Annotated in this window: 22 protein-coding genes; 8 read left to right on the forward strand and 14 right to left on the reverse strand. The window is 68.0% G+C overall.

All coding sequences use genetic code 11. The features are described from left to right. Window positions 1–38: 38 nt before the first annotated feature. The 3 genes from AC5Y4F_RS16050 to AC5Y4F_RS16060 form a co-directional block, all read right to left on the reverse strand. On the reverse strand, window positions 39–1,244 hold the full coding sequence (locus AC5Y4F_RS16050) for an alpha/beta hydrolase (RefSeq protein WP_067931686.1): 1,206 nt from the start codon (window positions 1,242–1,244) through the stop codon (window positions 39–41). A 173-nt stretch (window positions 1,245–1,417) separates the two neighbouring features. Next, window positions 1,418–2,071 (reverse strand): class I SAM-dependent methyltransferase, encoded by a 654-nt coding sequence (locus AC5Y4F_RS16055; RefSeq protein ID WP_067931684.1) that lies wholly within the window; start codon window positions 2,069–2,071, stop codon window positions 1,418–1,420. Between the two features lie 322 nt (window positions 2,072–2,393). Continuing rightward, on the reverse strand, window positions 2,394–3,122 hold the full coding sequence (locus AC5Y4F_RS16060; protein ID WP_499997593.1) for an alpha/beta fold hydrolase: 729 nt from the start codon (window positions 3,120–3,122) through the stop codon (window positions 2,394–2,396). A gap of 179 nt (window positions 3,123–3,301) precedes the next feature. Between AC5Y4F_RS16060 and AC5Y4F_RS16065 the strand changes: the two genes are divergently transcribed. Continuing rightward, a complete protein-coding gene (locus tag AC5Y4F_RS16065) occupies window positions 3,302–4,201 on the forward strand; it encodes an alpha/beta hydrolase (protein ID WP_067931680.1) in 900 nt (299 codons plus the stop codon). 6 nt (window positions 4,202–4,207) lie between these two features. Here AC5Y4F_RS16065 and AC5Y4F_RS16070 read toward each other — a convergent pair whose 3' ends face one another. From AC5Y4F_RS16070 to AC5Y4F_RS16080, 3 genes are read right to left on the reverse strand one after another with little or no spacing between them, the layout of a single operon-like run. Further along, window positions 4,208–5,521 carry an amidohydrolase family protein gene (locus AC5Y4F_RS16070; protein WP_499997571.1) on the reverse strand — a complete coding sequence of 438 codons (1,314 nt, stop codon included), beginning with the start codon at window positions 5,519–5,521 and terminating at the stop codon, window positions 4,208–4,210. Further along, entirely contained in the window at window positions 5,515–6,699 is a 1,185-nt protein-coding gene (locus AC5Y4F_RS16075) for a CoA transferase (RefSeq protein WP_499997572.1), read from the reverse strand. The genes AC5Y4F_RS16070 and AC5Y4F_RS16075 overlap by 7 nt, the downstream gene beginning before the upstream one ends. A 29-nt stretch (window positions 6,700–6,728) precedes the next feature. Further along, window positions 6,729–7,742, reverse strand: a complete 1,014-nt coding sequence (locus AC5Y4F_RS16080) for a MaoC family dehydratase (protein WP_067931673.1) — start codon at window positions 7,740–7,742, stop codon at window positions 6,729–6,731. Window positions 7,743–7,887: 145 nt separating this feature from the next. Here AC5Y4F_RS16080 and AC5Y4F_RS16085 point away from each other — a divergent pair, with 145 nt between their 5' ends. Beyond that, on the forward strand, window positions 7,888–9,030 hold the full coding sequence (locus AC5Y4F_RS16085) for an acyl-CoA dehydrogenase family protein (protein WP_067931808.1): 1,143 nt from the start codon (window positions 7,888–7,890) through the stop codon (window positions 9,028–9,030). Window positions 9,031–9,160: 130 nt separating this feature from the next. Continuing rightward, window positions 9,161–9,625 (forward strand): CD225/dispanin family protein, encoded by a 465-nt coding sequence (locus AC5Y4F_RS16090; RefSeq protein WP_067931671.1) that lies wholly within the window; start codon window positions 9,161–9,163, stop codon window positions 9,623–9,625. Here AC5Y4F_RS16090 and AC5Y4F_RS16095 read toward each other — a convergent pair. From AC5Y4F_RS16095 to AC5Y4F_RS16110, 4 genes are read right to left on the reverse strand one after another with little or no spacing between them, the layout of a single operon-like run. After that, window positions 9,610–10,569, reverse strand: a complete 960-nt coding sequence (locus AC5Y4F_RS16095) for an enoyl-CoA hydratase/isomerase family protein (RefSeq protein WP_067931669.1) — start codon at window positions 10,567–10,569, stop codon at window positions 9,610–9,612. The genes AC5Y4F_RS16090 and AC5Y4F_RS16095 overlap by 16 nt on opposite strands. Window positions 10,570–10,572: 3 nt before the next feature. Then, window positions 10,573–12,090 carry a fatty-acid--CoA ligase FadD4 gene (fadD4, locus tag AC5Y4F_RS16100; protein WP_499997573.1) on the reverse strand — a complete coding sequence of 506 codons (1,518 nt, stop codon included), beginning with the start codon at window positions 12,088–12,090 and terminating at the stop codon, window positions 10,573–10,575. Between the two features lie 34 nt (window positions 12,091–12,124). After that, window positions 12,125–13,186, reverse strand: coding sequence for an S-adenosylmethionine:tRNA ribosyltransferase-isomerase (locus AC5Y4F_RS16105; RefSeq protein ID WP_499997574.1), 1,062 nt, complete (start codon window positions 13,184–13,186; stop codon window positions 12,125–12,127). Then, on the reverse strand, window positions 13,183–13,899 hold the full coding sequence (locus tag AC5Y4F_RS16110) for an SDR family NAD(P)-dependent oxidoreductase (protein WP_499997575.1): 717 nt from the start codon (window positions 13,897–13,899) through the stop codon (window positions 13,183–13,185). Before AC5Y4F_RS16110 ends, AC5Y4F_RS16105 begins: the two co-directional genes overlap by 4 nt. 60 nt (window positions 13,900–13,959) lie before the next feature. Here AC5Y4F_RS16110 and soxR point away from each other — a divergent pair, with 60 nt between their 5' ends. Next, on the forward strand, window positions 13,960–14,421 hold the full coding sequence (gene soxR, locus AC5Y4F_RS16115; protein ID WP_067931661.1) for a redox-sensitive transcriptional activator SoxR: 462 nt from the start codon (window positions 13,960–13,962) through the stop codon (window positions 14,419–14,421). Window positions 14,422–14,452: 31 nt separating this feature from the next. Here the strand turns inward: soxR and AC5Y4F_RS16120 are convergent, their stop codons facing one another. The 3 genes from AC5Y4F_RS16120 to AC5Y4F_RS16130 form a co-directional block, all read right to left on the reverse strand. Further along, on the reverse strand, window positions 14,453–16,282 hold the full coding sequence (locus AC5Y4F_RS16120) for a phosphoenolpyruvate carboxykinase (GTP) (RefSeq protein WP_499997576.1): 1,830 nt from the start codon (window positions 16,280–16,282) through the stop codon (window positions 14,453–14,455). Window positions 16,283–16,422: 140 nt separating this feature from the next. Next, a complete protein-coding gene (locus tag AC5Y4F_RS16125) occupies window positions 16,423–17,988 on the reverse strand; it encodes a hypothetical protein (RefSeq protein WP_499997577.1) in 1,566 nt (521 codons plus the stop codon). Further along, window positions 17,985–19,088: a hypothetical protein gene (locus AC5Y4F_RS16130; RefSeq protein WP_067931655.1), complete on the reverse strand. Its 1,104-nt coding sequence runs from the start codon at window positions 19,086–19,088 to the stop codon at window positions 17,985–17,987. Before AC5Y4F_RS16130 ends, AC5Y4F_RS16125 begins: the two co-directional genes overlap by 4 nt. A 193-nt stretch (window positions 19,089–19,281) precedes the next feature. Between AC5Y4F_RS16130 and trmB the strand changes: the two genes are divergently transcribed. The 3 genes from trmB to mmpL3 are packed head-to-tail and all read left to right on the forward strand — an operon-like array spanning window position 19,282 to window position 23,749. Continuing rightward, on the forward strand, window positions 19,282–20,058 hold the full coding sequence (gene trmB, locus AC5Y4F_RS16135; RefSeq protein ID WP_197520479.1) for a tRNA (guanosine(46)-N7)-methyltransferase TrmB: 777 nt from the start codon (window positions 19,282–19,284) through the stop codon (window positions 20,056–20,058). 15 nt (window positions 20,059–20,073) lie between these two features. Further along, window positions 20,074–20,787: an NYN domain-containing protein gene (locus AC5Y4F_RS16140; protein ID WP_067931652.1), complete on the forward strand. Its 714-nt coding sequence runs from the start codon at window positions 20,074–20,076 to the stop codon at window positions 20,785–20,787. A gap of 49 nt (window positions 20,788–20,836) precedes the next feature. Then, a complete protein-coding gene (gene mmpL3, locus AC5Y4F_RS16145; RefSeq protein WP_499997578.1) occupies window positions 20,837–23,749 on the forward strand; it encodes a trehalose monomycolate exporter MmpL3 in 2,913 nt (970 codons plus the stop codon). Window positions 23,750–23,786: 37 nt separating this feature from the next. On the opposite strand, the gene AC5Y4F_RS16150 is transcribed toward mmpL3, so the two are convergent. After that, complete coding sequence (locus AC5Y4F_RS16150; RefSeq protein ID WP_067931648.1) at window positions 23,787–24,935, reverse strand: AI-2E family transporter; 1,149 nt, start codon at window positions 24,933–24,935, stop codon at window positions 23,787–23,789. A gap of 155 nt (window positions 24,936–25,090) precedes the next feature. Here AC5Y4F_RS16150 and AC5Y4F_RS16155 point away from each other — a divergent pair, with 155 nt between their 5' ends. Next, window positions 25,091–26,266, forward strand: a complete 1,176-nt coding sequence (locus tag AC5Y4F_RS16155; protein WP_499997579.1) for a lysylphosphatidylglycerol synthase transmembrane domain-containing protein — start codon at window positions 25,091–25,093, stop codon at window positions 26,264–26,266. Window positions 26,267–26,406 lie beyond the last annotated feature (140 nt).

The following is a 26,406-nucleotide window of genomic DNA, read 5'->3' on the forward strand; positions in this document are numbered from 1 at the left end:
TCTTTCCCATAGAGGGGACCATACTCAGCGGCGGCGGTTCAGATGACCTCTTTTGCTCCGACCCGCGTCTTGGTGCGGTAGATGTGGTTGAGGAACAGCGATGAGACGTGCGCGGCGGCGCCGGCTCGCTCGCCGTCGATGAGGTCATATCCGTGGCCGGCGCCGGGAAATTCGAGGTAGCCGACCATCGAATGCGACACCGCCCGGAGCCGTTCGACGAAGCTGCGTGCCTGTCCGACGGGGATCACGCTGTCTTTGCTGCCATGAATGACCAGGAAGGGCGGCGCGTTGCGGTGCACGCGCGCGATCGGGGACGCGTCGCGGAAGATTTCGGGCCGCCGGGCGATCGACTTCTTCACCACGACGCGCTCCAAGAACTCGACGAACCGCTCGCGCTCCGGTGTCGAGCGGTCCTCCCAGTCGTAGCGGCCGTAGATCCCCACGACGGCGTCCACCGAGGTGTCGGCGCCCTCCGGCAGCTTCGCCCGGAACTGCGGGTCGTCGGGCGTCAACCCGGCCAGCGCGCATAGGTGGCCCCCGGCCGAGCATCCGGCTATCGCAACGAAATCGCGGTCGCCGCCGAACTTGTCGACGTTGGCACGCGCCCACGCGATGGCGGTTTTGACGTCGATGATGTGACGCGGCCAGCGGTGGTGCGGCGCGACGCGGTAGTTGACCGCCAGGCATACCCAGCCCTGCTCGGCGAGCCGTGACATGAGCGCCGATCCCTGGCCCATGCACTTGCCGTGCACCCAAGCGCCGCCCGGCAGGAAGATGAGGACCGGAGCGGGTTGTGCGGGCAGGTCTTTGCGCCGCCAGACGTCGAGCACCTGATCGGGGTGGTCGCCGTAGTGCACCGCGCGGCGATAGACATAACGGCGCTGGCGCAGGCCGTCCCAAATCGGCGGTGTCTTTTCCGCGACGGGCCAGTCCATCTCGAGATCCGCTGCCGATACGACCCCACGCAACGCGGCGAGGGACACCTGCCGGGTGCTCTCCCGATCGCGGCGGCGGACGTCGTTGATTCCCGGCTGGAACCAGTCCCTGGTCGCCGCGGAGATCGCCTCCGGTGCGTGCCGGGCACCCCAGACACCCATGGCGGTCAAACCACCCAGGGGCTCGAGATGCTTGCCGACCACGGGCAGCGAAGCCCCCGCCACACTCAACGCCAGCGCATAGTCACCGGGACGGGCCCGCAGCAGCCATTTCACGCAATCGGTCATGCCCGGTCCACGCACCGTCATGCAGGGGACTGTACCCCTCACGACTGTTCACAAACTGACGTTTTCGTCCAACGCGCGGTGACGGGTAAAACGCTTTGCCCGGTGTGCTCGCCGGAGGCGATTTTTACACTGCTCAGATAGCTTTTCGCTCTCCGCCGCAGCCTGCAACTTTTGCTGTGTACGACACGACACGCTTACCTGGCCGTCAGGTCGGCGATCACCCGTCCGCCGACCAAGCGGACGCTGGTCAGCGTCAGCCCCACCTGCGCGGCCAGCGCGGCAGCGCTGTCCACCCCGACGGATGCCCAGCGAAACCAGGGGCCGACCTCGCCGGCCGCTTCCAGCCGGACCCATCGCGAACAGATGCCGATGGCTTCGGCTTCGAATTCGGCAATGCAACGTCCACCGCGGGCCAACAGCTCGAAGGCGCGCCCGAGAATTCGTCGCGGATCCCCGCCGAGCCCGACATTGCCATCGACCAGCAGAACCGTCTGCCACAGGCCCGTTCCCGGCAAGGGCTCGAACACATCGCCCAACAGGGCCGGTGCACCGCCGCGACCCGCCAGCTGGATCGCGGTCGCGGACCGGTCGATGCCGAGCGCGGGAATGCCCCGCTGAATCAGCCTCGCCACCAACCGGCCTGGGCCGCAGCCCAGCTCGATTGTCGGCCCGGTGCACATCTGCGTGACAGCTTCATCGAAGACTTCGTCGAAGGTGTCACCAGATCCATCACCGGGACATCGCACACCCGACCATTTGTGCGCCGGCAGGGGTCGCAGTTCCCCGTCGTCATGACGTATCCAACATCGCTCGCCGCCGAGTGCCCGATCGTAAAGTTGCCCAAGCATTTCACGTCCTTCGCGTCCTGGCCGATCGGGCGGTGCACCGGCGCTCGGTCCCGTGCGGGACGTTGCGGCGACGTACCGGCTAACCCCAACAAGCTGACGGCAAGCACGTGCGTCAGCATTGCTCCGATACCCCGATCGTGGCTCGGCTAATCCAGCTGTCGTTCTAGCTCCTCCCCGCGGCTACGTTGCAGCACCCGGCGCGGTTCACCCACCGGAAGCGGCCGGAGGTGGACTACGTGGTCACCGGCGTATTGGCGGCGTTGCAATGCTGCGTTCCTGCAGGGGTTTTCGCCACATCGGTGGCCCTGGCAGGCCGGTTGATTCAACCAAACAAGAAGGCGTCCAGCAGCTCGTTCACCCGCGCGGGATCTTCCAGCGCCGCGAGGTGCGCGACCCCGTCGAGGACGGTGAAGCACGCCCCCGCGATGGAGTCGGCCATCGTGCGAGTTTCGGCCGCCGGAAAAGTGGCGTCCTCTACGCCGGCGACCACGAGCACCGGGGACGTGATGCGACCCAGCAGGTCGTGCTGGTCCGGCCGCATCGAAACCACGCTGCGCACCGCCCAGCGGACCGAATCCACGTTCACCGATCGCAGGTTGGTCCGCACGGTATCCACCACGTCCGGGCGGGTGCGCAGCGTCGTCGGCCCCAAGAAGGCGCGGACGGCCGAGCGTGTCAGCGGCGGCCGGATTCCGCCCAGCGCGGTCGCCAACCACACCATGGCCGCATACTGCATCTTTTGCGCGACACCGGCTTTCGATGCTGTGCAATTCATCAGTACCGCTCGGTTGAGGCGGTCGGGGTAAAGGGCGGCGAAGGTGCCGCCGATCATCCCGCCCCACGAGTTGCCGACGAAGTGCGCGCTGTCGATGCCGAGGCCGTCCAGCAGGTCGACGACGCAGCGCGCGCAGTCGGTGAAACTGAACATCGCGCGCAGCGGTGCGCTGCCCCCGTGGCCGGGTGGATCGATGAGTACTAGGCGGTTGGTGTCGCCGAAACGCGCGGCCTGACCCGCCCACAAACCGCCGGTCATCAACAGGCTGGGCCACATCAGGACGGCGGGCCCGGTCCCCGGACTCACCTGAACCCGGATCGCCCCGAGGGCCGTGTCGACCAACCGCGACGCCAGCCGGGGATTGTCGGCGGTCACGCTGCCTCCTGAAGTCGTAGCGCATGCGGCAGGCCACCCGTCGCCGTCCCCTGATTGTTCGCGTCGGTGATACTAGTCCGGTGAGGAACAACGATGTTCACCCTGACCTGCGGCGATTCGCCCGCATCGCTCCTCGACGGCTCGTCAGCCCCCGGACCCTGCCGATGACGCGGGTGGGGGTCGCATGGCAGGGACGCCTCCACAAGCCCGTCGCCGGCGTCGAGGTGATCACGCTCGACTCCGGCGTCGGCGTCCGGCTGTTCCGGCCCGCCGGTGCCACCGAGGCCACACCCGCGCTGCTGTGGATCCACGGCGGCGGCTACGTGTTCGGCACCGCCCGACAGGACGACCGGCTCTGCAGCGGGTTCAGCAGGCGGCTGGGCATCACCGTCGCATCGGTGGAATACCGCCTGGCGCCCGAACATCCGTATCCCGCACCGCTGGAAGACTGCTACGCGGCGCTGACCTGGCTGGCCGGGCTGCCCTCGGTGGACCGCTACCGCATAGCCATCGGCGGCGCCAGCGCCGGCGGTGGGCTCGCGGCGGCCCTGGCCCTGCTGGCCCGCGATCGCGCCGAGGTGAGCCCGGCGTTCCAGCTGCTGACCTATCCCATGCTGGATGACCGCAGTTCGGCCACCACGCCCAGTGCGAACTACCGGCTGTGGGACAACCGCAGCAATCAGTTCGGCTGGTCGGCATATCTGGGCAACGCCGACCCCGAGGGCGCCGTCCCCGGGCGCCGCAACGACCTCAGCGGATTGCCGCCGGCCTGGATCGGCGTGGGCACGCACGACTTGTTCCACGACGAAGACCTGGCCTACGCCGAACGCCTTCGCGCCGCGGGGGTGCCGTGCCAGGTCGAAATCATTCCAGGTGCTTTCCACGGCTTCGACCTGGTCTTGCCGAAAGCCCAAGTGTCCCGGCAACTTTTCGACAGCCGATGTGACAGCCTTCGGGCGGCGTTTACCCCCGCCGACTGATACGGCTCACATCGCGAAGTACACCAGCTCACCGCCGATGACGGTGGCCGCAACCAGCCCGGCGTCCAGGTCGGCCAGCGCCGTAGCCGGTGGCTCGCTGAGCACGCACAGGTCCCCCGGCTGCCCGACATCCACCGTGCGCGTCTGGCCGGGCTGATCGGCCCGACCCAGAAACATCGTCAAAGCCTTTCGCGCCGAAACACATTCGCGTGCGCCCAGCACGGCGCCCTGCGGCGTGGTGCGGTGTACCGCGGCGCGCATCGCCGTCCAGGGGTCGCCGTGCCCGAACGGCATGTCGGTCGACAACGCGACCGGCACCGCCGCGTCGCACAGGGATGCGACGCGCCACAGCTGGTCGTGTTCGTCAACGGGAACGTCGACGAGGTACTGATCACCGCGCTCGGCGACGAAGTTGGGCTGCGTCACCACCGTGATCCCGAGTTCGGCGAGGTCGCCCAGGTTGTCGTCGGGCACGACGGCGGCGTGTTCGATGCGGTCTTGCGGATGGCCGCCGGCCGCGCGCAGCGCCGCAATGGTCACCACCAGCTGCGCAGCGGTCACACAGTGCACGGCGACCGGTTGCCCACTGTCGTGTTGGCGCGCAATCCATTCCGTGAGCGCCTCGAGATCCAGGCGGTCGTCGTGCAGGATCTTCTTGCCCGGCGACAAGAAATTCAGTCGCGGCCGGAACTCGCCGCGCCGGTGAGCCGTCGTCAGCGACTCGATGTCGTCGACATCGAGATCGGGGGTCGCGTCGGTGACGCCGGTGACTCCGGTCGCGGTGATCTGCCGGCTCAGTTCGGCTAGATCGGTTTCGCGCTGCTGCAGCGCCAGCGACCAGCCGCGGTCGGCGCTGCGAAGCCGACCATCGGGATGTTCGGCCAGGCCGACGCGGCCCAGGGCCTCGGAATTGAGGATCCACAGCGCCCCGCTGCGGTGCTGGATGCGCACCGGAACGTGGGGAACGATGGCGTCGAGGGCGCCCCGATCGAGTTCTCCGGCAACCGAATCGTGATAACCCACGGCTCGAATCCAGCCGTCGGGTCCCGGGGTGGCGTTGGCAAGCAATTGGGTGAGCTGCGATGCGCTGCTGACCCCGGGCGGCCCGACGAAGAACGAATCCAGCGCCGAGGCCGCGGAGCGCAAGTGCACATGGTGGTCGTGCAGCCCGGGCAGGACCGTGCCGCCGCCCGCGTACAGCACCCCCTCCCCGGCCCGGGCCACCAAACCCGCTCCGGGCGGCGCCATCTCCTCGATCAGCGCGCCCACCCGGATGTCCGCTGTGGACCCGTCCAGCAGGGTTGCCCGCTGAATCAGCATGAGGGCACCCGCCTTTGGCTCACCAGGTGGCGCACCGCCGCGTTGTCGTCGCCCGGCGCGGGCGCCGCACGCGATGCCGGCGGCGGAGCCGATGGTTTCGACGCCGGCACCGGCGATGCCGACGGCTCGACCGGCAGGGTCGCGTACGTCGCGGCGACCCCGGCCATGGATACGCCGATCAACTCGCCGCCACCGCGGCCCAGGGATTCGGCCACCGCGAGCGTTGCCTGAAGACCGGTCAACGGGTCAGCGATGGCGTCACCACAGAACACCGGCCCATCACTGCTGGTGCCGACCAGGCCGCCGGCCACCGCAGTGTCGTCACCGAATCCCGGCCGTTGTCCGTCATATCCGGTGATTTGCAACCAGATTCGGCCTGCGCGCGGCGTGATGTCCTCAGGCCCGAGCCCGCGCCGCGTCAGTGCCGCCGGGCGCGAGCCCTCGATGACGATGTCGCTGACCGCGAGCAGTTCACGCAAGTCGTCGGCATGGCTGTCGAAATCGACGCTGTAACAGAGCTTTCCGTCGTTTATCCAATCGAAGAAGGCCCGGTTACCGGCGCGGGTACCGTCCGGGCGGCGCGGGCTTTCGACCTTGACGACGATCGCTCCGGCGCGGGCCAGCAGCTGCCCACACAGCGGTCCCGCCCACATCGAGGACAGGTCTGCCACCAGCAGACCCCGCGGCGCGCGCGGCGCCGAACGCGATGCTGTCACGCTTATTCGCGGCGGCGCGGGTGCGGCCTCGCCCAGGCCCGCCACCGGAACGTCGAGCAGGCCCGCCCGCTCGACGATCTCGGCCACCGGACGGGTGGCGGCCCACCCCTGCAGCACCGGCCACGGGTCGGCGGCCACGCCGTCGGCCTGCAGCAGCGCCGGGACGGCGTCGAGGTCGTCGGCACGAGAGAGGGTGAGGGCGCAGAAGCCATCGTGGGCGCCGAGCAGGCGGGTGGCGCCGCCTGCTGACACCCGACCGCCGCGGGTCAGCCCCAGCAATGCGGCCCGCCCGGTCAGCAGGCTCGCCGCGTCGACGTCGATACCCAGTCGGCCCCCGATCACCGTGGCGACCTCGCGCGCGCGGGTCAACACGTTGGCGCGGGAGAAGTCGGCGGGACCGTCGGGCGGCCCGGTCAAGTAGGCCAGCCCGCTGCTTCCCCAGTTGGTGGCGGCCGAGCTCACGTCCCCATTGTGCGCGTGGCACACACGCGTCAGAACTGCAGCGCGTGAAACCGCCAGTCGAGCACCGGACGGTCTGGCTCGGTGTCGCCGACGGCATACACCAGCGACCGCAGCCCCAGCACGCCGCCGTGATCGGTCGGCTCGGCGGATTCGATGTGCAGCTCGCTATACAGGGTGTCGCCCTCGTGCACGGGTCCGGTGTGGTCGCAGGATTGCCAGTTCAACACCGTCACCAGATTGGGCAGCAACCTACTGGCCTGCGCCAATGCCAGCCCGATGGTATGTCCGCCGTACACCAAGCGTCGCCCGCCTACTCGCGAGTCATGATGCGTGGCAGCAATATTCAAAGTCAGCCTGGCGAGTTCGGCAGCGCCAGTGACCACGTCGGCGGTGCTGTGCAACACCGAACCCGCCAGGCCGGAATCGAAGTGCGGGCCGGGCACCTTGTCGCGGAACACGTCAGGGTCCCACTGCGCGGTCGGATCGTGAGCCGGGCCGGGCACATCGGCGCCGACGGAGGACAGGTCGTCGTGCGGCACTGACCCATCGGGCGTGAAATCCGGGCTGGCGGGCAGCATGCCGCACCGATAGAAGTCGAGCACCAGCTGATCGGCCTGGTCGATCGTGATCATCCGCAGCGCCGCCAGCCCCGTCGGCGCCCGCCCCGGCTTGGGCGAATTCGACCGCAGCCCAACCACCTCGGTGCGGGTGTAGAGGGAATCGCCGATCACCGGGAACCGGTGAAACACCAGGCCGCGATAGAACAGGTTGGCCTTGACCCGCTGGGTCACCAGCGTCGACTGCCCGATCGCCACGTCGCACACCAGCCCCGGATGGGCCAGCGGCGCCGGCAGGCCCGTCACCGCCCCGCACAGGTCGGCGTCCAGCGCCAGACGCAGCCGGTCGCCCACGATCGCCTGGTGGGCGCCCGCCAACCCCGACGACAGCGTCATCGACGGCGCCCAGTCGAACACCTGCCCCACCGAGAGGTCGTCGAAGTAGGGCCCCCCCGGGCGAATCCCCGCATACCCGTCACTCGTCACAACGACCCATGCTGGCAGGCTGTGGAATCGAGGGTCAATTCGGCATCGACCCACCGTCGACTTGTTGGCGCCATTCCGCGGGATTTCGCACATCAAGTCGACGTTCGGCGCAAATGGGATCGGGTGATCGCGGGTGAGCAGGGAACTGAACGACGAAGAAGAGATGCTGGTGGCCACGGTGCGGGCGTTCATCGACCGCGACGTCAAACCGCGCATTCGCGAGGTCGAGCACGCCAACACCTACCCCGAGGCGTGGATCGAACAGATGAAGAGGATAGGCATCTACGGCTTGGCCGTCCCGGAGGAGTACGGCGGGTCGCCGGTGTCCATGCCGTGCTATGTGCGAGTCACCGAGGAACTGGCGCGCGGCTGGATGAGCCTGGCCGGTGCGATGGGCGGGCACACCGTGGTCGCCAAACTGCTGACCCTGTTCGGCACCGAGGACCAGAAGCGCGACTACCTCCCGCGGATGGCCAGCGGAGAGGTGCGCGCCACCATGGCGCTCACCGAGCCCGGCGGGGGCTCGGATCTGCAGAACCTGACCACCACCGCGCTGCCCGGCTCCGACGGGCTGGTGATCAACGGATCCAAGACCTGGATCAGCAACGCGCGCCGTTCCGGACTGATCGCGCTGCTGTGCAAGACCGACCCGGATGCCCAACCGCGGCATAAGGGCATCTCGATCGTGCTCGTCGAGCATGGGCCGGGCCTGACGGTGTCGCGGGACCTGCCGAAGTTGGGTTACAAGGGGGTCGAGTCCTGCGAGCTGTCGTTCGACAACTTCCGGGTGCCTTCGACGGCATTGCTGGGAGGCGTTGCGGGCGAGGGCTTTTCACAGATGATGAAGGGCCTCGAGACGGGGCGCATCCAGGTGGCCGCCCGCGCGCTGGGTGTCGGCACCGCGGCGCTCGAGGACGCGCTGGCCTACGCCCAGCAGCGCGAAAGCTTCGGCCGGCCAATCTGGCAGCACCAGTCGATCGGTAATTATCTCGCCGACATGGCGACCAAACTCACCGCGGCCCGCCAGCTCACCCGATATGCCGCCGAGCGGTACGACAGCGGCGAACGCTGCGACATGGAAGCCGGGATGGCGAAATTGTTTGCCTCCGAGGTCGCCATGGAGATCGCGCTGAATGCGGTGCGAATCCACGGCGGCTACGGCTATTCCACCGAGTATGACGTCGAACGCTACTTCCGGGACGCACCGCTGATGATCGTGGGTGAGGGCACCAACGAAATCCAGCGAAATGTGATTGCCCGGCAACTGGTGACGCGCGGCGGAATCTGAGCCAAACCGCCAATCCTACGGCCCGAGAACGAAGTTTGGGAGTATATTTACCTGACTTCTCCGGCGGGCAAACCGGTATGGAAGTACAGCTGTTCGCCAGCCGCGGGAATCACAGGGAAAGGCGGCCGCCATGAGTTACCCTCCCGTGCCACCCGGAGGTTCACCAGAATGGCCGGGGCAACGACCGGAATGGCAAGGCCAACAACCGGAGTGGCAGGGCCAGCAGCCGGCCGGGTGGCAGGCCCAGCAGCCCCCGGGATGGCAGGGCCAGCCACCACCCGCCGGATGGCCGCCGCAGCCGGGGATGCAGGAGCCCGACAACTATCTGGTCTGGGCGATCTTGTGCACGGTGTTGTGCTGCCTGCCGTTCGGGATCGTGTCGATCGTCTACTCCAACAAGGTGTCCGGGTTGTGGGCCCAGGGCCGGTACGCCGAGGCATACGAGGCGTCCAACAATGCCAAGAAGTGGGTCATCATCGGCGCGGTCGTGGGCGCCGCCGCCGCGGTGATCGGCGTCGTGCTGTGGTTCGCAATGTTCGCAGCGATCGTGTCTTCCATCCCGTCCACGACCACCACCACCTATTCCGGATTCTGACCTCGGGCCTCGTCCACCAGCCCCCACGCCAGCGCGGTATGCGCGTCGACGGTGCGACCGGACAATACGAGATACGCTGTGCGCCAACGACCTATCCGCCGCGTGACGCTGACGGTGCCGCCGGCTCCGGGGAGCAACCCCAATGCCAGCTCGGGCAGCCCGAACATCGCATCGTCGCGGGCGGTGACCCACCCGCAAAACGCCGCCATCTCCAGTCCGCTGCCCACCACCCTGCCGTGCACCTCCGCCCGGCACGCGCGGCCCAGCCTGGCGGCCAGCGCGTCGAGCGCCAGGGCGGGGCTGTAGCGGGTGCGGGCCAGGTGCGCGCTCGCCGGATCGGTGAAGGTGCCGAACTCGGCCAGGTCCCCACCGCTGCAGAACGACGGACCGTTGCCGCTCAACACGATGCCGGTGACCGATGGGTCCAGCTGCGCAACGGTCAGCGCCTCCAACAGCGCCGCGCGCGCATCGGTGGAGAATGCGTTGTGCCGTTGCGGCCGGTTGAACGCGATACGCACGACGTCGCCGTCGCGGGTTGCCCGCACGGGGTCGGGAATCTCGGGCATGCGGACCGGGCCGCGCTCGCGTAACCACTGCGCGAACTCCGGGCCGGCCTGAAGGGTCGAGTACGCCAACGACTCGGTGACCACCCCGGACAGCGTCGAGCCTTGCGGATCCACCGCGCGCAACACGTCGTCACAGATACCGCTGGCGTGCGGCCAGAGTTGACAGCGGGCCGTCAGTTCCGCCACGGTTGCCGGCACCGAGTCGACGGTGACCACACGCCGGTCCGCGCAGCGATCCTCCGTCAGCGTGAAAGTTGCTGCGTCAAGCCAGAATCCGGCCTTGGCGATGTCAGCGGCCGAGCCGAAGGCGACGATCACTTGGGACGGGAACACCGGGCCGTCCTGCGGCGCCTTCGACAGGTCGACCACCTCGAGCATCGGTCACACCGAGTACTTCTCGATCAGCCCGTTCTTGTAGAGCTTGCCGGTGTCGGTGCGCGGCAGCTGGGCTTCGAACGCGATGGATCGCGGGCATTTGTAGTGCGCCAAGCGTTCTCGTAGCCACACCGTCAACTCCTCGGCGAAGTCGTCGCTGGCGTCGGCCGCATCGACGGTCTGCACGGCCGCCACGACGCGCTGGCCCATCTCGTCGTCGGGCACCCCGAAGACCGCGGCGTCCAGCACCTTTGGATGGGTGACCAGGAGGTTCTCGGCTTCCTGTGGGTAGATGTTCACCCCGCCCGAAATGATCATGTGGTGACGCCGGTCGGTCAGGTACAGATAACCCTCGTCGTCCAGATAGCCGATGTCCCCGACCGTGGCCCAGCCGTGCTTGTCGCGCGACGAGGCGGTTTTCGTTGGATCGTTGAGGTATTCGAACGAATAACCGCCCTCGAAGTAGATCTCGCCGGCCTGCCCGGGAGGCAGCTCGTTGCCGTGCTCGTCGAGGATGTGCACGGCTCCGCCCATGGGTTTGCCCACCGAACCCGGGTGCGCCAGCCAATCCTCGGCGGTGATCAGCGTCGACCCGTGTGCTTCCGAGGACGCGTAGTACTCGTCGATGATCGGCCCCCACCAGTCGATCATCTGCTTCTTGATCTCCACCGGGCATGGAGCCGCCGCGTGCATCACCCGCTGCAGGCTGGACAGGTCATACGAATGGCGGACGTGGTCAGGCAGTTTCAGCATGCGGGTGAACATCGCCGGGACAAACTGGCCGTGCGTGACTCGGTGGCGCTGGATGACGTCCAGGCAGCCTTCGGCGTCGAACTTCTCCATCACCACCGTGGTGATGCCGCCGGCCTGCGCGCTCATCGACCACACCGACGGCGCCGTGTGGTACAGCGGCGCGGGGCTGAGGTAGATCGAGTCGGGCGTCATCCAGAAACCGACGAGTGCGGACATCATGCCGGGCGCCTCGGCCGGTGGCACGTGCGGCAATTCGCGTTTGATGCCTTTGGGCCGGCCGGTGGTGCCCGAGGAGTACTGCAGCAGGTCGCCCTCGATCTCATCATCGATCGGGGTATCGGGCTGTCCGGCAACGCATTCCGGGTATCGCTCCCAGCCCGGCAGGTCGCCGTCGGCGATCAGCAGCAGCTCAGGTAGTCCGCTCGGCAGATGATCGGCCAACCCGGCGAGGGTGTCGCGCAGCGCCGCCGAGCCGATGATGGCCTTGGCGCTGCTGCTGTCGATGATGTAGGCCGCCTCTGTTGCGGTCAGATGGGTGTTGATAGGCACGTAGTACAAACCGCTACGACGAGCCGCCCACATCACCGCGTGGATGTGCTCGTTGTTCTCCATCAGGATCGCAACGGTGTCGCCCTCGCGCAGGCCCGCCGCGCGGAACCGGTGCGCCAGCCGATTGGCACGCGCTTCGAGGTCGTCGAAGGTGACGACCGTTCCGGACGGGTACAGGATGACAGCAGGTTTGTCGGCGCCGATATAGGGGCGGATCTGCATGCGCAGACTGTACCGCCGCCAAACTTGACGGGTGTTAAGTGGTCGCCGGCACGGGCAGTAGGAGCGCGCTGTCGCCGAATTCATGCCACAGGTAGCCGTGTTCCATCGCTTCGCGATACGCTCTGGCGACCAGCTCCGGACCGGCGACCGCCTCCAGCAACAACAGGTGCGAGGCGCCGGCATCATGCCATCCGGTGATGAGGCCGTCGACCACCCGGCACGGGCGATCGGGCCCTAGCACCAGGTGCGTCCAGCCGTCCACCTGCCGCACCACGCCGTCCGCGGCGGCGGCGGACTCCAGAGCGCGCGTCACCGTCGTTCCCACCGCGATCACCCGTCCGCCGGTCTCGCGCGTGAAGTTCACCAGTCGCGCGGTGGCGGCGGGCACGTGGAGGGGTTCGGCGACCGGTGGCTCGCCCGCTTCGGCCGACGACACCCCCGCATGCAGCGTGATCGGTGCGATCGCGACGCCCGCAGCCACCAGGGCGGTGACTAGTTCTGTACTGAATGGCCTTGCCGCACTCGGCATTTCGGCGCTACCGGGTTGCCTGGCGAAGACCGTCTGGTAGTAGCGCAACGGCCACGACCGTGGCACATAGGAGTACCGGATGGGCCGGCCGTGCCGGGCCAGGTACGACGCGACATCACCCTCGAGAATCAGCCGCGCGGTCCACAGCCGCGCGCCGCTGATCCCAGTTTGGGGGTAGGACGCCTCGACGATCAGCGCGCCGCCGCCTGGCAGTTCGATACGTTCGCCCGGCCGAACGTCCGGGAGGTGTCCGGCCGCGGCCCCCGCGGGCCGCAGTTCCACCACCCAGCTCCTGTCGGCTCGCCGGGTCGAGAAGTGCACTGCGACGGGCCAGCCGTCGCGGTGGCCGTTTACCGCGGCGGGCATGGTGGCGGAGTTGTTCACCACCAGCAGATCGCCCGGTCGCAGGTGATCGCCAAGGTCGGCGAAGCGGGCGTGGCTGACGCCGTCGGGGCGAGCTACCAGCAGCTTGACGGCATCGCGGGCGATGCCGTGCGCTTCGGGCGGCTCGATGGCATCGGAGCCCGGGGCGCGGCGGAAACGGGTGCGCGGAGCCGTCATAGTCATCGCGGCGCTCCGGATAACGACAGTTCGACGGCCCGGTAGCGCCCCGACGCCGGGTGCGTGTCCAGCAATCGCAGCAAGGCCGGCACGACGGACTCCGGCTCGGCGCGGTCGAAGATGTCCTCGCCCGGGAAGGCGGCCTGGTGCATCTCGGTGCGCATGTCACCGGGGTCGAAGGCGTACACCGCGACGGCGGGCGCCTCGGCGGCGAGGACGGCCGAGAGTTGGTCGAGTGCGGCCTTCGACGAGCCATACCCGCCCCAGCCGGGATACGGTTCGACGGCGGCGTCGGAGGTCAGGTTGACGATCACGCCGGCGTTGCCGGCGAGCGCAGGCAGTGTCGCCTGGATCAGGGCCAGCGGCGCGAACAGGTTCGTCTGGTACACCATCCACAAATCGCTCGCCGAATACTCGGCGAGGACCGGTTGCGGGCTGGGCCCCAGCTGACTGGCGTTGTTCACCAGGAGGCCAAGTGGCCCGGCAGTGCGTGCCACCGCGACCAACTCGGCACGGTGTGCTGCGTCGGTGACGTCGCCGGGCAGCGCGATGAAATTCCTTGAATTCAGTTTTCGGACAGTTGATTTCAGTTCAGATGCGCGGCGGGCATCGCCGACGACGGTCCAACCGCGGTCGAGCAGGGCGGCGGTAACCGCCCTTCCGAAGCCGCGCGAGGCGCCGGTGACAATCGCGACGGGTTGCTGTTTGGATTGAGTCATCCCCCCATACTGATAGTTGAAGTAAACTTTAAGTCAAGTCCCGAATTCGAGAAGGCCCCAATGGATAAGCGAGACTTGTTCACCGTCAGTGAGATAGCAAAGCGCAGCGGCTTCGCGGCATCGGCGATCCGGTTCTATGAGAGCCAGGCCCTGATCACGGCGACCCGGACCGCCGGTGGCCAGCGCCGCTTCGAGCGGCAGATGCTGCGACGCCTGGCCTTCATCAAGGCGGCCCGCAACGTCGGCCTACGCCTCGATGAGATCGCCGACGCACTCGCCACACTTCCGGACGGCCGCACCCCGACCCGCGCCGACTGGAGCCGGCTGTCCAAAACCTGGCGCGCGCGCCTCGATGATCAGATCGCCGGGTTGATCGCGCTGCGCGACAACCTGGACTCGTGCATCGGCTGCGGTTGCCTGTCGCTGAAGCGTTGCGCCATCTCCAACCCGGGCGACCTGGCGGCCAACGCCGGAGCGGGAGCAATGTACCTGCCGAGATCGCTACGGCGGCAGGGCGATTAGCGGCTGAGGTCTTCCCCACCGCGCGCGGGGATCAGCCCGCTTCGGACAGCCGCTGCTTGAGCGCCTCGAACTCGTCGCGGACACCGGTGGGCAACTTGTCGCCGATGAACTCGAACCACTCTTCGATCAAGGGCAGTTCCTCGCGCCACTCGGCCGGGTCGACCCTCAGCGCCTTGGCGACGTCACCGCCGTCCACGTCCAGCCCCTCCAGGTCCAGGTCATCGACGGTCGGCACGATGCCGATCGGCGTGTCCTGGCCGCCGGCCCGGTGCTCGATGCGGTCCACGATCCACTTGAGCACCCGGCTGTTCTCGCCGAAGCCCGGCCACAGGAACTCACCCTTGTCGCCGCGGCGGAACCAGTTGACGAAGAACACCTTGGGCAGCTTGGACTCGTCGGCGTTCTTGCCCAGGTCGAGCCAGTGCTGGAAGTAGTCGCCGACGTGGTAACCCAGGAACGGCAGCATGGCCATTGGGTCGCGGCGCACGGTGCCGACCTTGCCCTCGGCGGCGGCGGTCTGCTCGCTGCCCATGGTGGCACCCATGAACACGCCGTGCTGCCAGTCGCGGGCCTGCGTCACCAGCGGCACCGTCGTCTTACGACGCGCGCCGAACAGGATTCCGGAGATCGGCACACCCTGCGGGTCGTCCCACTCCGGCGCCAAGATGGGGCACTGGGACATCGGGGTGCAGTAACGCGAATTGGGGTGCGCCGCTTTGGTATCCGTTTCGCGCAAGACCCAGTCGTTGCCCTTCCAGTCGATCAGGTGATCCGGCTCGCCCTCCAAGCCCTCCCACCACACGTCGTTGTCGTCGGTGAGCGCCACGTTGGTGAAGACGGTGTTGCCGGCTTCGATGGTGCGCATCGCGTTGGGATTCGACTTCCAGTTGGTGCCCGGCGCGACGCCGAAGAAACCGAACTCGGGGTTGACCGCGTACAGGCGTCCGTCCTTGCCGAACCGCATCCAGGCGATGTCGTCACCGAGGGTCTCGGCGCGCCAGCCCGGGATCGTCGGCTGCAGCATGGCGAGGTTGGTCTTGCCGCACGCCGACGGGAACGCCGCGGCGAAGTAGTAGGCCTTGTCCTCCGGGGAGATCAGCTTGAGGATCAGCATGTGCTCGGCGAGCCAGCCCTCGTCGTGGGCCATCGCCGAGGCGATCCGCAGCGAGTAGCACTTCTTGCCCAGCAGTGCGTTACCGCCGTAGCCCGAGCCGTAGCTCATGATCTCGCGGGTCTCCGGGAAGTGGGTGATGTACTTGGTGTCGTTGCACGGCCACGGCACGTCCTTCTGGCCTGGCTCCAGCGGCGCGCCCACCGAATGCAGCGCCTTGACGAAAAATCCGTCGTCGCCCATCTTCTCCAGGGCGGCTTTGCCCATCCGGGTCATCACCTTCATCGAGATGACGACGTACTCGGAGTCGGTGATCTCCACACCCAGCTTCGGGTCGTCGGCACCGAGCGGGCCCATGCAGAACGGCACCACCCACATCGTGCGGCCACGCATGCAGCCGCGGTACAGGTCGGTCAGGATGGACCGCATCTCGGAGGGGTCCATCCAGTTGTTCGTCGGCCCGGCACCGCTCTCCTGCTCGGTGCAGATGAAGGTCCGCGACTCCACCCGCGCCACGTCGGACGGGTCGGACAGCGCCAGGTAGGAGTTGGGGTGTTTCTTCTCGTTGAGCTTCTTCAAGGTGCCGGCCTCGACCAGTTGGGTGGCCAGCCGATTGAACTCCTCGTCGGAGCCGTCAGCGAAAACCACCCGGTCGGGCTGGGTGAGCTCGGCGACCTCCTGCACCCATGACAGCAGGCCCTGGTGGTTCGTGGGTGCTGTGTCCAAACCGGGAATGGTCGCTGAGGTCATCGAACTCTCCTGAATTCGTCTGCGTATCGGGCTGGTGTCGCTCGCTATGCTCTCGCCCACACAATTAAGGAATTGGTGGCGTTAACTACAGGTTATCGTGAGGATCTTGTCGGGGAAGCCTCGGGCAGGTATAAGCCTTCTCACAACAACGATTCAGAAGATCCTGATGGGTCATCATCTGCGCTCCTCGATGCGGGTTTCTCGGCCTCGTCACCGCCGACGTCGTCGCAGTGACTTTCCTCTTTTCGGTTACCCGGTTCTTCCAGTTCTGCACGTACGGCCGCCAGGGCCGCCGTCACCGCGGGCATGTCTCGATCCCTAGCCGCCGCGGCCCGCGCGGCGGCCAGGGCGTGCTCGCGCAGTTCGGTGTCGATGACGCCGACCGACGCCGACACCTGGGCGTTCTCGGCCTCATCCTGAGCCAGCAGCGCCTTGCTCAACACCGATTCGGCAACCAGCACCCGGGTGGCCACCAGCTCCTCGACGACCGACTGCAGCGATGATGTGACGTCGCCCGCCCAACGGTCCAGCAGCGCCCGGTCGTGCAGCAGCGCACGAATGTTGATCACCATGAAGGTGAGCGCCACCGAGATCGCCACGCATGCCAGGGCCGCGGCCACGGCCAGCGCGGGGTTCAGCCGCGAGGTTAGGCCGCTCATCAGCCGGCTCAGCGTCAGCGCGACACCCAGCCCGAACCCAACGCCCAGCACGATCATCAGCCAGGTTTCCTGTCGGCGTGATTTCAGCGGCGGGGGCGAAACTTTGACCTCCGGCAGCTGGTCGAGCGGTGGCAACTCCATCGGCACGCTCACCGCCTGCGCCACTTCCGCCAATTGCGTGTCGGTGCCTTCGCCGACCTCGGCCACCACCGCATCCAGCCGCCGGCGGGCGTGCGCCTCGAAGCCGGACATTTCGCGCCGGGGCAAGCCCGCCGCGTGTTCCTGCAATTCGGTGCGCGCCGCAGCACACCGGTTGCGCGCGGAGTGCGACAGCGCGACCCGCGCCTGCTGGATTTGACCGCGCAGCGTGATGGTCCGCTCGCTTTTCTCCTGACGCCGCCGCTGCAACGCGGTGCTGCGCTCCTCGCGTAGCGCCTCAACCCGGGCCCGCCGGCCCGACCCCTCGACCTCGCGGTCAAACCGGCGCGCCGCCGTCTGCAGCCGGGCTTCCCACGCCCGCAACCTGTTTCGGCGCGGGAGGTCGGGGTCATCGAGCAGCGCCGTCACGGCTTCGACCAAATCGTCGACGTCCGGGTCACCGAGGTCGGGCAAAGCCGCCGCGCCCACCCAGGACGCCCGGCCGTAGCGGGACGCGTGCGCACCCAGCGACTCGCGGTTGGCGGCGACGATGTCCCGCCAGTTGAGATGCACGTCGATCTTGGACACCACCCCGACGACCGCGTCGGTGTGTTCGGTCGCGGCGTCCAGCAGCGCACAGTCCGAGGGCGTCAGGTTCGCCGCCGCGGACACGACGAACACCACGGCCACCGGCACCTCACCGGGGCCCAGGTCCGTCGACTCCACGAATTCGTGCTGCGGCAGCCGCTCACGCAGGGCGTCCGCCACCGCGGTGACCCCGGCCATCCACGGGCCGGTCACCAGCACCACGTCGCGGCGCTGAATCGCGGGCGGATCCAGCCCGGGGCCGGCCGCCGCCACCAGCGCGTCCACCTCGGCGGCGGGATCCTGGCTTGGTTCGGCGCTCACCAGGATTCCCCCGGCAGCGACGCGCAGGCCTGGGACCACAGCCGCAGCGATCCGCGCGCGATGTCGGCGCCGCAGGCGCGGTGCAGTTCGCTGGCCGACGCGCGGCTGTAGCGCTGCCACCGCACCGCCCGCGGCAGGTGCGCGGATGGGTCTCGATGCGCGTCGAGGGCGGCCTTGCGGTCAGCCGGCTCCAGGCCGGCCGCCTCGGCCAAGTCCACGGCGGCCGCCATCCGGGCGAACACGGTCTCGTCGCGGGACAGGAATCCGCTGATGCGCTCGCCGAGCCTGCCGCCGCCCGCGGCCAGCGCCTCGAGTTCGGCCACGGCGTCCAGCACCCGCTGATAGCGGGCCTCGGCGCCCAGCGCGCCGATTCTGACCAGGACGCCGTCGATGCCGCTCATCCGCTGCAGCAGGGTCAGCACCTGGGCCGGGGTCCGGCCCTGCCGGAACGCGGCGACCGCCAGCGCGGTGCCGAACAGGTCGAGGGTGTCCAGTAGGCGCCGCCGCACGTCCGCCGGCACCGGGGCATCAGCGGCCAGAAATCCGGCGAAGGATCCTTCGAAACACGCCGTGCCAGCGGGGTGCGCGGCCAGCGTGGAAAGCGCCGTCCACTGGCTGCTGTCCAGGTCGTCGAGCGCGGCGACCGCGAGCAGACCGATCATCGGTTCCATGGGCACGCCGACCAGCGCCGAGAGTTCCGTGCACCTCGCGCGCGCGGCCGCGATCGGGCCGTCAACGCCACGGCCGGACAGGGAGCCCGCCAAATCTGCTTTGTTCAGCACCGCCAGCACCGGGCGCCCGGCCTCTGAGACGTCGGCGATCGCCTGGGTGTCCTCGGGCTTGACCACCTCCGTGATCACGTAGACAACCGCGTCGACACCGCGGTCCGTCACCGGGTCGGCAACCGCGATCCCCGCGGCGCGTCCCGCGGCGGCCAGCGCGCGGCGCACGGTGCGGCAGCCGACCCCCCGACGGCCGCGCACAACCACGCGCAGGGGCGCGGCGGATCGCTCCGCAATCGCCGTCACGCGCGGGTCGACGTGGCCGGCGGCAAAGCGTGCCAGCTCGTCGACGAAAGTTGGGTGTCCTTGTGCCCTCATATCCCGCCTGTTCGGTCTGGATGACCCCCGTACCCGGCCCGCGCTGTCGCCAACACATGCGGCGTCGGGGCCAAGCGGTCCCACCGAATGGTGGCATCCGCGTCACCAAGAAGCGAGCCACCGTTAATCAGTTACCAGTTGAAGGCAACTGTTGGGTATCAATCCGGACCAGGGGCGGCTACATCCCAGGTTTATAGGCCACCATGGACAAATGCATGCGCAGCGCGGGGTGGCGATGGCTGCCGACACGCCGACCGGGGACTCGGACCGCCCCGACCAGCGCTATTTCCCGGCAACGGCGTTCCGATCGCGACGCTCGGCGCTGTCCGATGCACAGCGCCAGACCTGGGAGCGGCGCTGGCCCGAACTCGGCCTGTCGGTGGGCGCCGCAACCGAGGAATCCGACCGCCCCGAACCCCCGCTGGATCTCCCCGGATGGTTCGGGCGACCGGCCCCCCTCGTGCTCGAAATCGGTTGCGGCAGTGGGTCTTCCACCCTAGCCATGGCGAAGGACGAGCCCCATGTCGACGTGGTCGCGGTGGAAATCTACCGCCGCGGGCTGGCACAGCTGCTGTGCGCGATCGACCGCGACCACGTGAGCAACATCCGGCTGATCCGCGGCAACGCCCTCGACGTCCTGCGGCTCATCGCCCCGGGTTCGCTGACCGGGGTTCGCGTCTTCTTTCCCGATCCGTGGCCCAAAGCCCGGCACCACAAACGCCGGTTCCTGCAGCCCGGCACGATTGGCTTGATAGCCGACCGGCTACTCCCTGGTGGTGTCCTGCACGTTGCGACCGACCACGCCGGCTACGCCGACCACATCGCTCAGGTCGGCGCGGGTGAACCCCGGCTGCGCCCGGCCGGTCCAGACACCGCGCTGCCGATCTCGATCGTGCGCCCCACCACCAAGTACGAGACGAAGGCTCAGGAAGCGGGCAGCGACGTCACCGAATTCATTTGGCTTAGATGATGGGTAGGCGATGAGATGAGCCTGACCGAAGAGACCGCGGCAAGGGCAGAACCGGTAGCGCCCCCGGCGGTGCTGACCGGTGACGAGCTGGGCGACTTCTCTCCCCCGGGCGGACGCGTGTTGCTGGTCTGGGATGCGCCGAACCTCGACATGGGCCTGGGCTCCATCCTGGGCCGCCGCCCGACGGCCCTGGAACGCCCGCGGTTCGACGCCCTGGGGCGTTGGCTGTTGTCGCGCACGGCCGAGGTCAGCGCCAATCGCCCCGGCGTCGTCGTGGAACCCGAGGCCACCGTCTTCACCAACATCGCCCCGGGCAGCGCCGACGTCGTCCGGCCCTGGGTGGACGCGCTCCGAAACGTGGGATTTGCGGTGTTCGCCAAGCCGAAGATCGACGAGGACAGCGACGTCGACCGCGACATGCTGGCCCATATCGAATTGCGGCGGACCGAAGGGTTAGCGGCGCTGGTGGTGGCTTCCGCCGACGGTCAGGCGTTCCGTCAACCTTTGGAAGACATTGCACGCACCGGGGTCAGCGTTCAGGTGATCGGATTTCGCGAACATGCGAGTTGGGCGCTAGCGTCGGATACCTTGGACTTCGTTGATCTGGAGGACATCGCTGGAGTCTTCCGGGAACCGTTGCCGCGGATCGGCCTAGATTCGCTGCCTGACCAGGGTGCGTGGCTGCAGCCGTTCCGGCCGCTCTCCGCGCTGCTGACCGCGCGTGTGTGACACTGGAAAACCAATGCGCGGGTCGTTAACGATCCAGTAAGGAGCTTGCGTGTTCGCCTGGTGGGGTCGAACTGTGTACCGATACCGGTACATCGTGATCGGGGTCACGGCAGCTCTGTGTCTGTTGGGCGGCGTCTTCGGGGTCAGCCTGGGCAAGCATGTTACACAGAGTGGCTTCTACGACGACGGCAGCCAATCCGTTAAAGCCTCGGTGCTGGGCGACCAGACGTACGGCCGTGATCGCACCAGCCACATCGTGGCCACCTTCACCGCTCCCGACGGAAAAACGGCCGATGACGCGGCGTGGCGCGCCAAGCTCGTCGGCGAACTCAACAAGTTCAAGACCGACCACCCCGACCAGGTCGTCGGCTGGGCGGGCTGGCTGGCGGCGCCGGACAGCACCAACCCGGTCATCAAGGGGATGGTCAGCGAGGACAGGAAGCACACCTTCGTGTCCATCCCGCTGAAGGGCAATGACGACGACAGCATCCTCAACAACTACAAGGCCATCCAGCCGGATCTGCAGAAGCTCGACGGGGGCACGGTGCAGCTGGCCGGGCTCGAGCCGATCGCCAACGCCCTGACAGGCACGATCGCGACCGACCAACGCCGCATGGAGGTCCTCGCGGTGCCGCTGGTCGCAGTGGTCCTGTTCCTGGTCTTCGGGGGCGCCGTCGCCGCCGGCCTGCCCGCCATCGTGGGCGGCCTGAGCATCGCGGGCTCGCTGGGCATCCTGCGGTTGGTCGCCGTGTTCGGGCCGGTGCACTTCTTCGCCCAGCCGGTGGTCTCGCTGATCGGCCTGGGTATCGCCATCGACTACGGGCTTTTCGTGGTGAGCCGGTTCCGGGAAGAGATAGCCGAGGGCTACGACACCGAGGCCGCGGTGCGAAGAACCGTGATGACCGCCGGGCGCACCGTGACGTTTTCGGCGGTGCTGATCATCGCGTCCAGCGCCAGCCTGTTGGTGTTACCGCAGGGCTTCGTGCATTCGTTGACCTACGCAATCTTCGCCGCGGTGGGCCTGGCGGCGTTGCTGTCCATCACGTTCCTGCCCGCCTGCCTGGGCATCCTTGGCCGCCACGTGGACGCGCTGGGCGTGCGTACGGCGTTCCGGGTGCCGTTCCTACGGAACTGGAAGTACTCGCGGGCCTATCTGAACTGGCTGGCCGACCGGCTGCAGAAGACCAAGACCCGCGAAGAGGTCGAGGCCGGCTTCTGGGGCAAGCTCGTCAACTGGGTGATGAAGCGCCCGTTGGCGTTCGCCATCCCGATCGCCGTCGGCATGATCCTGCTGGTGATTCCGCTGGGCAATCTGTCCTTCGGCGGCATGAGCGAGAAGTATCTGCCGCCGGACAACACGGTGCGCATGGCCCAGGAGCACTTCGACAAGCTCTTCCCCGGCTACCGGACCGAGCAGTTGACGATGGTGATCCAGAGCACCAACGGCAGCAAGGTAACCGACCAGCAGGTCGCCGACATCCGCAACCGCATTTCCTCGATCGGCGGGTTCACCGACAAACAGTGGGAGGAACGGGCCTGCCCGACCATCGCCGGCAACCCCTGCGTCGCCGGCCCGAACGGGACGACGGTGCCGAAGGACGGCTCGGTACGAGTGATTCAAAACGGGTTGGTCAACAAGAACGATGCCGCCAAGAAAATCAACGAACTGCGGGCGGTGAATCCCCCGAAGGGGTTGGACCTTTACGTCGGCGGCACGCCGGCCCTGGAACAGGACAGCATCCACAGCCTGTTCGACAAGGCGCCGCTGATGCTGGTCCTGTTGCTCAGCGCCACCATGCTGTTGATGTTCCTGGCGTTCGGATCGGTGGTGTTGCCGATCAAGGCGGTGTTGATGAGCGCGTTGACGCTTGGCTCGACGATGGGCATCTTGACCTGGATCTTCGTCGACGGGCACTTGTCGAACGTGTTGAACTTCACGCCCACCCCGCTGATGGTGGTGGTGATCGCGCTGGTCGTAGCGGTCGGTTTCGGTCTGGCTACCGACTACGAGGTGTTCCTGGTCTCTCGCATGGTCGAGGCGCGCGAGCGTGGCATGTCGACGGCGGAAGCAATCCGGATCGGCACCGCGACCACCGGGCGCCTGATCACGGCCGCCGCGCTGGTGCTGGCGGTGGTCGCCGGCTCGTTCGTGTTCTCCGATCTGGTGTTGATGAAATATCTGGCCTTCGGTCTGATGGCCGCGTTGCTGCTGGACGCCACCGTCGTCCGAATGTTCCTGGTGCCCTCCGTGATGAAGCTGCTCGGCGACGACTGCTGGTGGGCACCGCGCTGGGCCCGTCGCCTGCAGAACAAGATCGGGCTCGGTGAGATCGACCTGCCCGATGAACGGAAGCGGCCGACGCTCAACGGCCGGCCCGCGCGGCCGCCCGTCGCCGCCAGCCTGGTCGCGGCGGCCCCGCGGCCACCGCACGACCCCACCCATCCCGGCGCCCCGGAGCCCCCACGGCCGGCCCGCCCGGCCGAGCCGCGGCCGGCGCGGGAACCGTCCCCGAGCGGTGCGACCATGCGCGCCGGGATAGGCGAAAGCCCGAGCAGCACGCGTAGTCCGGCGCGGCCCGACCAGCCGACCGAGGCCAGCACGACGCGCCTCTCCGCGCAGGGCACGCCCGGCCATGACCGCCCGGCCGAGATGCGCGCGCCCACCAACTCCGCAGCGCAGGCTGCCCCGCGCCCCCCGGCGCCGGGTCCGGCGGCACGCCCGTCCGGCGATCAGACGCGGGCCATCCCGGTGCCCGGCGACCGGTCCGATGACACCGGTGACTCCGCCGAACCCACCACCGCTCTGCCGAAAATGCGCCCGGACAGCGGCGACCCCAACGCGCCCGCCGAGCAGGTGAACGCGCACGAACAGGGCGAGAACGGCGACGCGTCACGGCAACGCCGACGCTCCGGCGGCGGCCTGTCCGCACAGGATCTGCTGCGGCGCGAGGGCCGGCTGTAACGAGGCTCCCCTTAAAGGCGCCGAAAAACTTTGGGGCTCAGCTGGATTCGTCCTCGAGTTGATCGGGCTCGGCCTGCAGGATGACGTTCTTCTCGTCCGCGTCCTCGGTTTGTTTCTCGGCCTCGGCGGACGGATCGGGCGCCAACAGCACCTGGATCGCATTATTGAGGAACGCCACGGTCGGAACCGCCAGCAGGGCGCCGACGATGCCGGCGAGCACTCCGCCGGTGGAGATGGCGAGCACCACCGCCAGCGGGTGAATCGAGACCGCACGGCCCATCACCAGCGGCTGCAGTAGATGGGCCTCGATCTGGTTGACCGCAATCAGCAGGCCCAGCGTGATCAGTGCGTACACGAAGCCCTTGGCCAGCAGCGCGACCACCACGGCCACCAGGCCCGAGATCAGTGCACCGACCAGCGGGATGAACGCACCCAAAAACACCAGTGATGCCAGCGGCAGCGCGAGCGGAACGCCCATGATCGCCAGGCCCGTGCCGACCCCGGCCGCGTCGGTCAGGGCCACCAGGAACGTGGCCCGCACGTACCCGATCAGCGACCCGTATCCGGCAGTACCGGCTTCGTGCACCCGGCCACGGACATCCGGCGGGATGATCTGCACGACGTACTGCCAGATGTTGCGCCCGCCGTAGAGGAAAAAGATCAGCGTGAACAACACCAGCACCGCCGCCGTGACCAGCTCGGTGACGGTCGCCGCGGTGGAAAGCGCGCCGCTGGTCAGCTTCGCCTGATTGTTGTGCAACGCCTCAATGGCGGCGTTGCCCATGTTGTCGATCTGCTCGTTGCGCAGATGCGCCGGCCCGTGGGTCAGCCACCGGCGTGTCGACTCGATGCTGTTCGTCACCTGTTCGGTCAAGCCGGGCAGGCCGTCGATGAACTGCAGGATGACGAACGACAGTATGCCGCCCAGGATCGCGAAGCCGCCCAGCAACACCAGGGCCACCGCACCGCCGCGGGGCAGGCCCCGCTTGTCCAGCCAGTCGACCACCGGCACCAGCAACGCGCTCAGCAGCAGTGCGACCAGCACCGGAACGACGATGACTTCGAGTTTTTTCACCACCCACAACAGGGCGAGCACGGCGACCAGAATGACGAGCAAGCGCCACGCCCACGCTGCGGTCTTGCGGACAAGAGGTTCGACCGAAGCATCGTCGACGTTTGCTGACATTTGGCCAGCCTATCCGCCGCGGTTCAGGGTCAAACGTAACCGCGGACGTGTGCCCGCGTTCGGGGCCGTCGCGTCGGCACGATCCGGTTACGACGTCGACACGGTAAGCCATCCGCAGCGATCGCTGCGCCACCTGCACCGTTACCCTAAATCACGTGCCGCACGACGCACCCGCCCGCAATCTCGACTTCCCGCGCGAAGAAACTGCGCGGGGGAGGTACTGGTGGGTGCGCTGGGTGATCCTCGGCGCGGTAGCCATCGTGCTTGCCGTCGAGGTTTCGCTGGGCTGGGATCAGCTGGCCAAAGCCTGGATGAGCATGTACGAGGCGAACTGGTGGTGGTTGCTGGCTTCGGCGGCGGCGGCGGCCGCGTCGATGCACAGTTTTGCCCAGATCCAGCGCACGTTGCTCAAATCGGCCGGCGTGCACGTCAAGCAGTTGCGCTCCGAGGCCGCGTTCTATGCAGCCAATTCGCTCAGCACCACGCTGCCCGGCGGACCCGTGCTCTCGGCCACCTTCCTTTTCCGCCAGCAGCGGCTCTGGGGCGCCTCGACCGTGGTGGCGTCGTGGCAGTTGGTGATGTCGGGCGTGCTGCAGGCGGTGGGCTTGGCTTTGCTCGGCCTGGGCGGCGCTTTCCTGCTGGGCGCGAAGAACAACCCGTTCTCGCTGCTGTTCACCCTCGGCGGCTTTGTCGCATTGCTGCTGCTGGCCCAGGCCGTCGCGTCCCGACCGGAGCTGATCGACGGCATCGGCAGCCGGGTGTTGGCGTGGGTCAACTCGGTCCGCGGCAGGCCGGCCGACACCGGACTGGAGAAGTGGCGCGAGACGCTGATGCAGCTGGAATCGGTGAGCCTGGGCCGGCGCGACCTGGGGGTGGCATTCGGCTGGTCGATGTTCAACTGGGTCGCCGACGTCGCCTGCCTGGGGTTCGCCGCCTACGCCGCCGGGGACCACGCGTCGGTGGCCGGGTTGACGGTCGCCTACGCGGCCGCCCGCGCCGTCGGCACCATCCCGCTGATGCCCGGCGGCCTGTTGATCGTCGAGGCGGTGCTGGTCCCCGGCCTGGTGTCCAGCGGAATGTCACTGCCCAACGCGATCTCGGCGATGCTGATCTACCGGTTGATCAGTTGGTTGCTCATCTCCGCGGTCGGCTGGGTGGTGTTCTTCTTCATGTTCCGCACCGAGAACCTGGGCGACTCCGAAGAGGACCCGATCACGGGTCCGCTACCGATCATGCCGCCACAGGGCGACCCTCCGGCCGATCCGACCGAGACCGCCCTGCAGGGACCCGTACCGCCCGACCGGAATCCGGAAGCCGACGACCCGCTCTAGTGGCGATCGCAAGCGCGGCGTAGCCGGGCGCAGCGGGTCGCCACCGTCGGGCCTAGTGGCGATCGCAAGCGCGGCGTAGCCGGGCGCAGCGGGTCGCCACCCTCGGCCTAGCCGACGACCCGCTCTAGTGGCGATCGCAA

The organism is Mycobacterium sp. NGS56 (assembly GCF_059812425.1).

Excerpts from the sequence above, each read along its gene's own strand:
- AC5Y4F_RS16130 (WP_067931655.1), bottom strand. The coding sequence starts at position 19,088 with ATGAGGGCACAAGGACACCCAACTTTCGTCGACGAGCTGGCACGCTTT.
- AC5Y4F_RS16120 (WP_499997576.1), bottom strand. The coding sequence starts at position 16,282 with ATGACCTCAGCGACCATTCCCGGTTTGGACACAGCACCCACGAACCAC.
- fadD4 (WP_499997573.1), bottom strand. The coding sequence starts at position 12,090 with ATGCAGATCCGCCCCTATATCGGCGCCGACAAACCTGCTGTCATCCTG.
- AC5Y4F_RS16090 (WP_067931671.1), top strand. The coding sequence starts at position 9,161 with ATGAGTTACCCTCCCGTGCCACCCGGAGGTTCACCAGAATGGCCGGGG.
- AC5Y4F_RS16070 (WP_499997571.1), bottom strand. The coding sequence starts at position 5,521 with ATGCTGATTCAGCGGGCAACCCTGCTGGACGGGTCCACAGCGGACATC.
- AC5Y4F_RS16140 (WP_067931652.1), top strand. The coding sequence starts at position 20,074 with ATGAGCCTGACCGAAGAGACCGCGGCAAGGGCAGAACCGGTAGCGCCC.
- AC5Y4F_RS16060 (WP_499997593.1), bottom strand. The coding sequence starts at position 3,122 with ATGTGGCCCAGCCTGTTGATGACCGGCGGTTTGTGGGCGGGTCAGGCC.
- AC5Y4F_RS16110 (WP_499997575.1), bottom strand. The coding sequence starts at position 13,899 with ATGACTCAATCCAAACAGCAACCCGTCGCGATTGTCACCGGCGCCTCG.
- AC5Y4F_RS16150 (WP_067931648.1), bottom strand. The coding sequence starts at position 24,935 with ATGTCAGCAAACGTCGACGATGCTTCGGTCGAACCTCTTGTCCGCAAG.
- soxR (WP_067931661.1), top strand. The coding sequence starts at position 13,960 with ATGGATAAGCGAGACTTGTTCACCGTCAGTGAGATAGCAAAGCGCAGC.
- AC5Y4F_RS16050 (WP_067931686.1), bottom strand. The coding sequence starts at position 1,244 with ATGACGGTGCGTGGACCGGGCATGACCGATTGCGTGAAATGGCTGCTG.
- AC5Y4F_RS16105 (WP_499997574.1), bottom strand. The coding sequence starts at position 13,186 with ATGACTATGACGGCTCCGCGCACCCGTTTCCGCCGCGCCCCGGGCTCC.
- AC5Y4F_RS16095 (WP_067931669.1), bottom strand. The coding sequence starts at position 10,569 with ATGCTCGAGGTGGTCGACCTGTCGAAGGCGCCGCAGGACGGCCCGGTG.
- AC5Y4F_RS16055 (WP_067931684.1), bottom strand. The coding sequence starts at position 2,071 with ATGCTTGGGCAACTTTACGATCGGGCACTCGGCGGCGAGCGATGTTGG.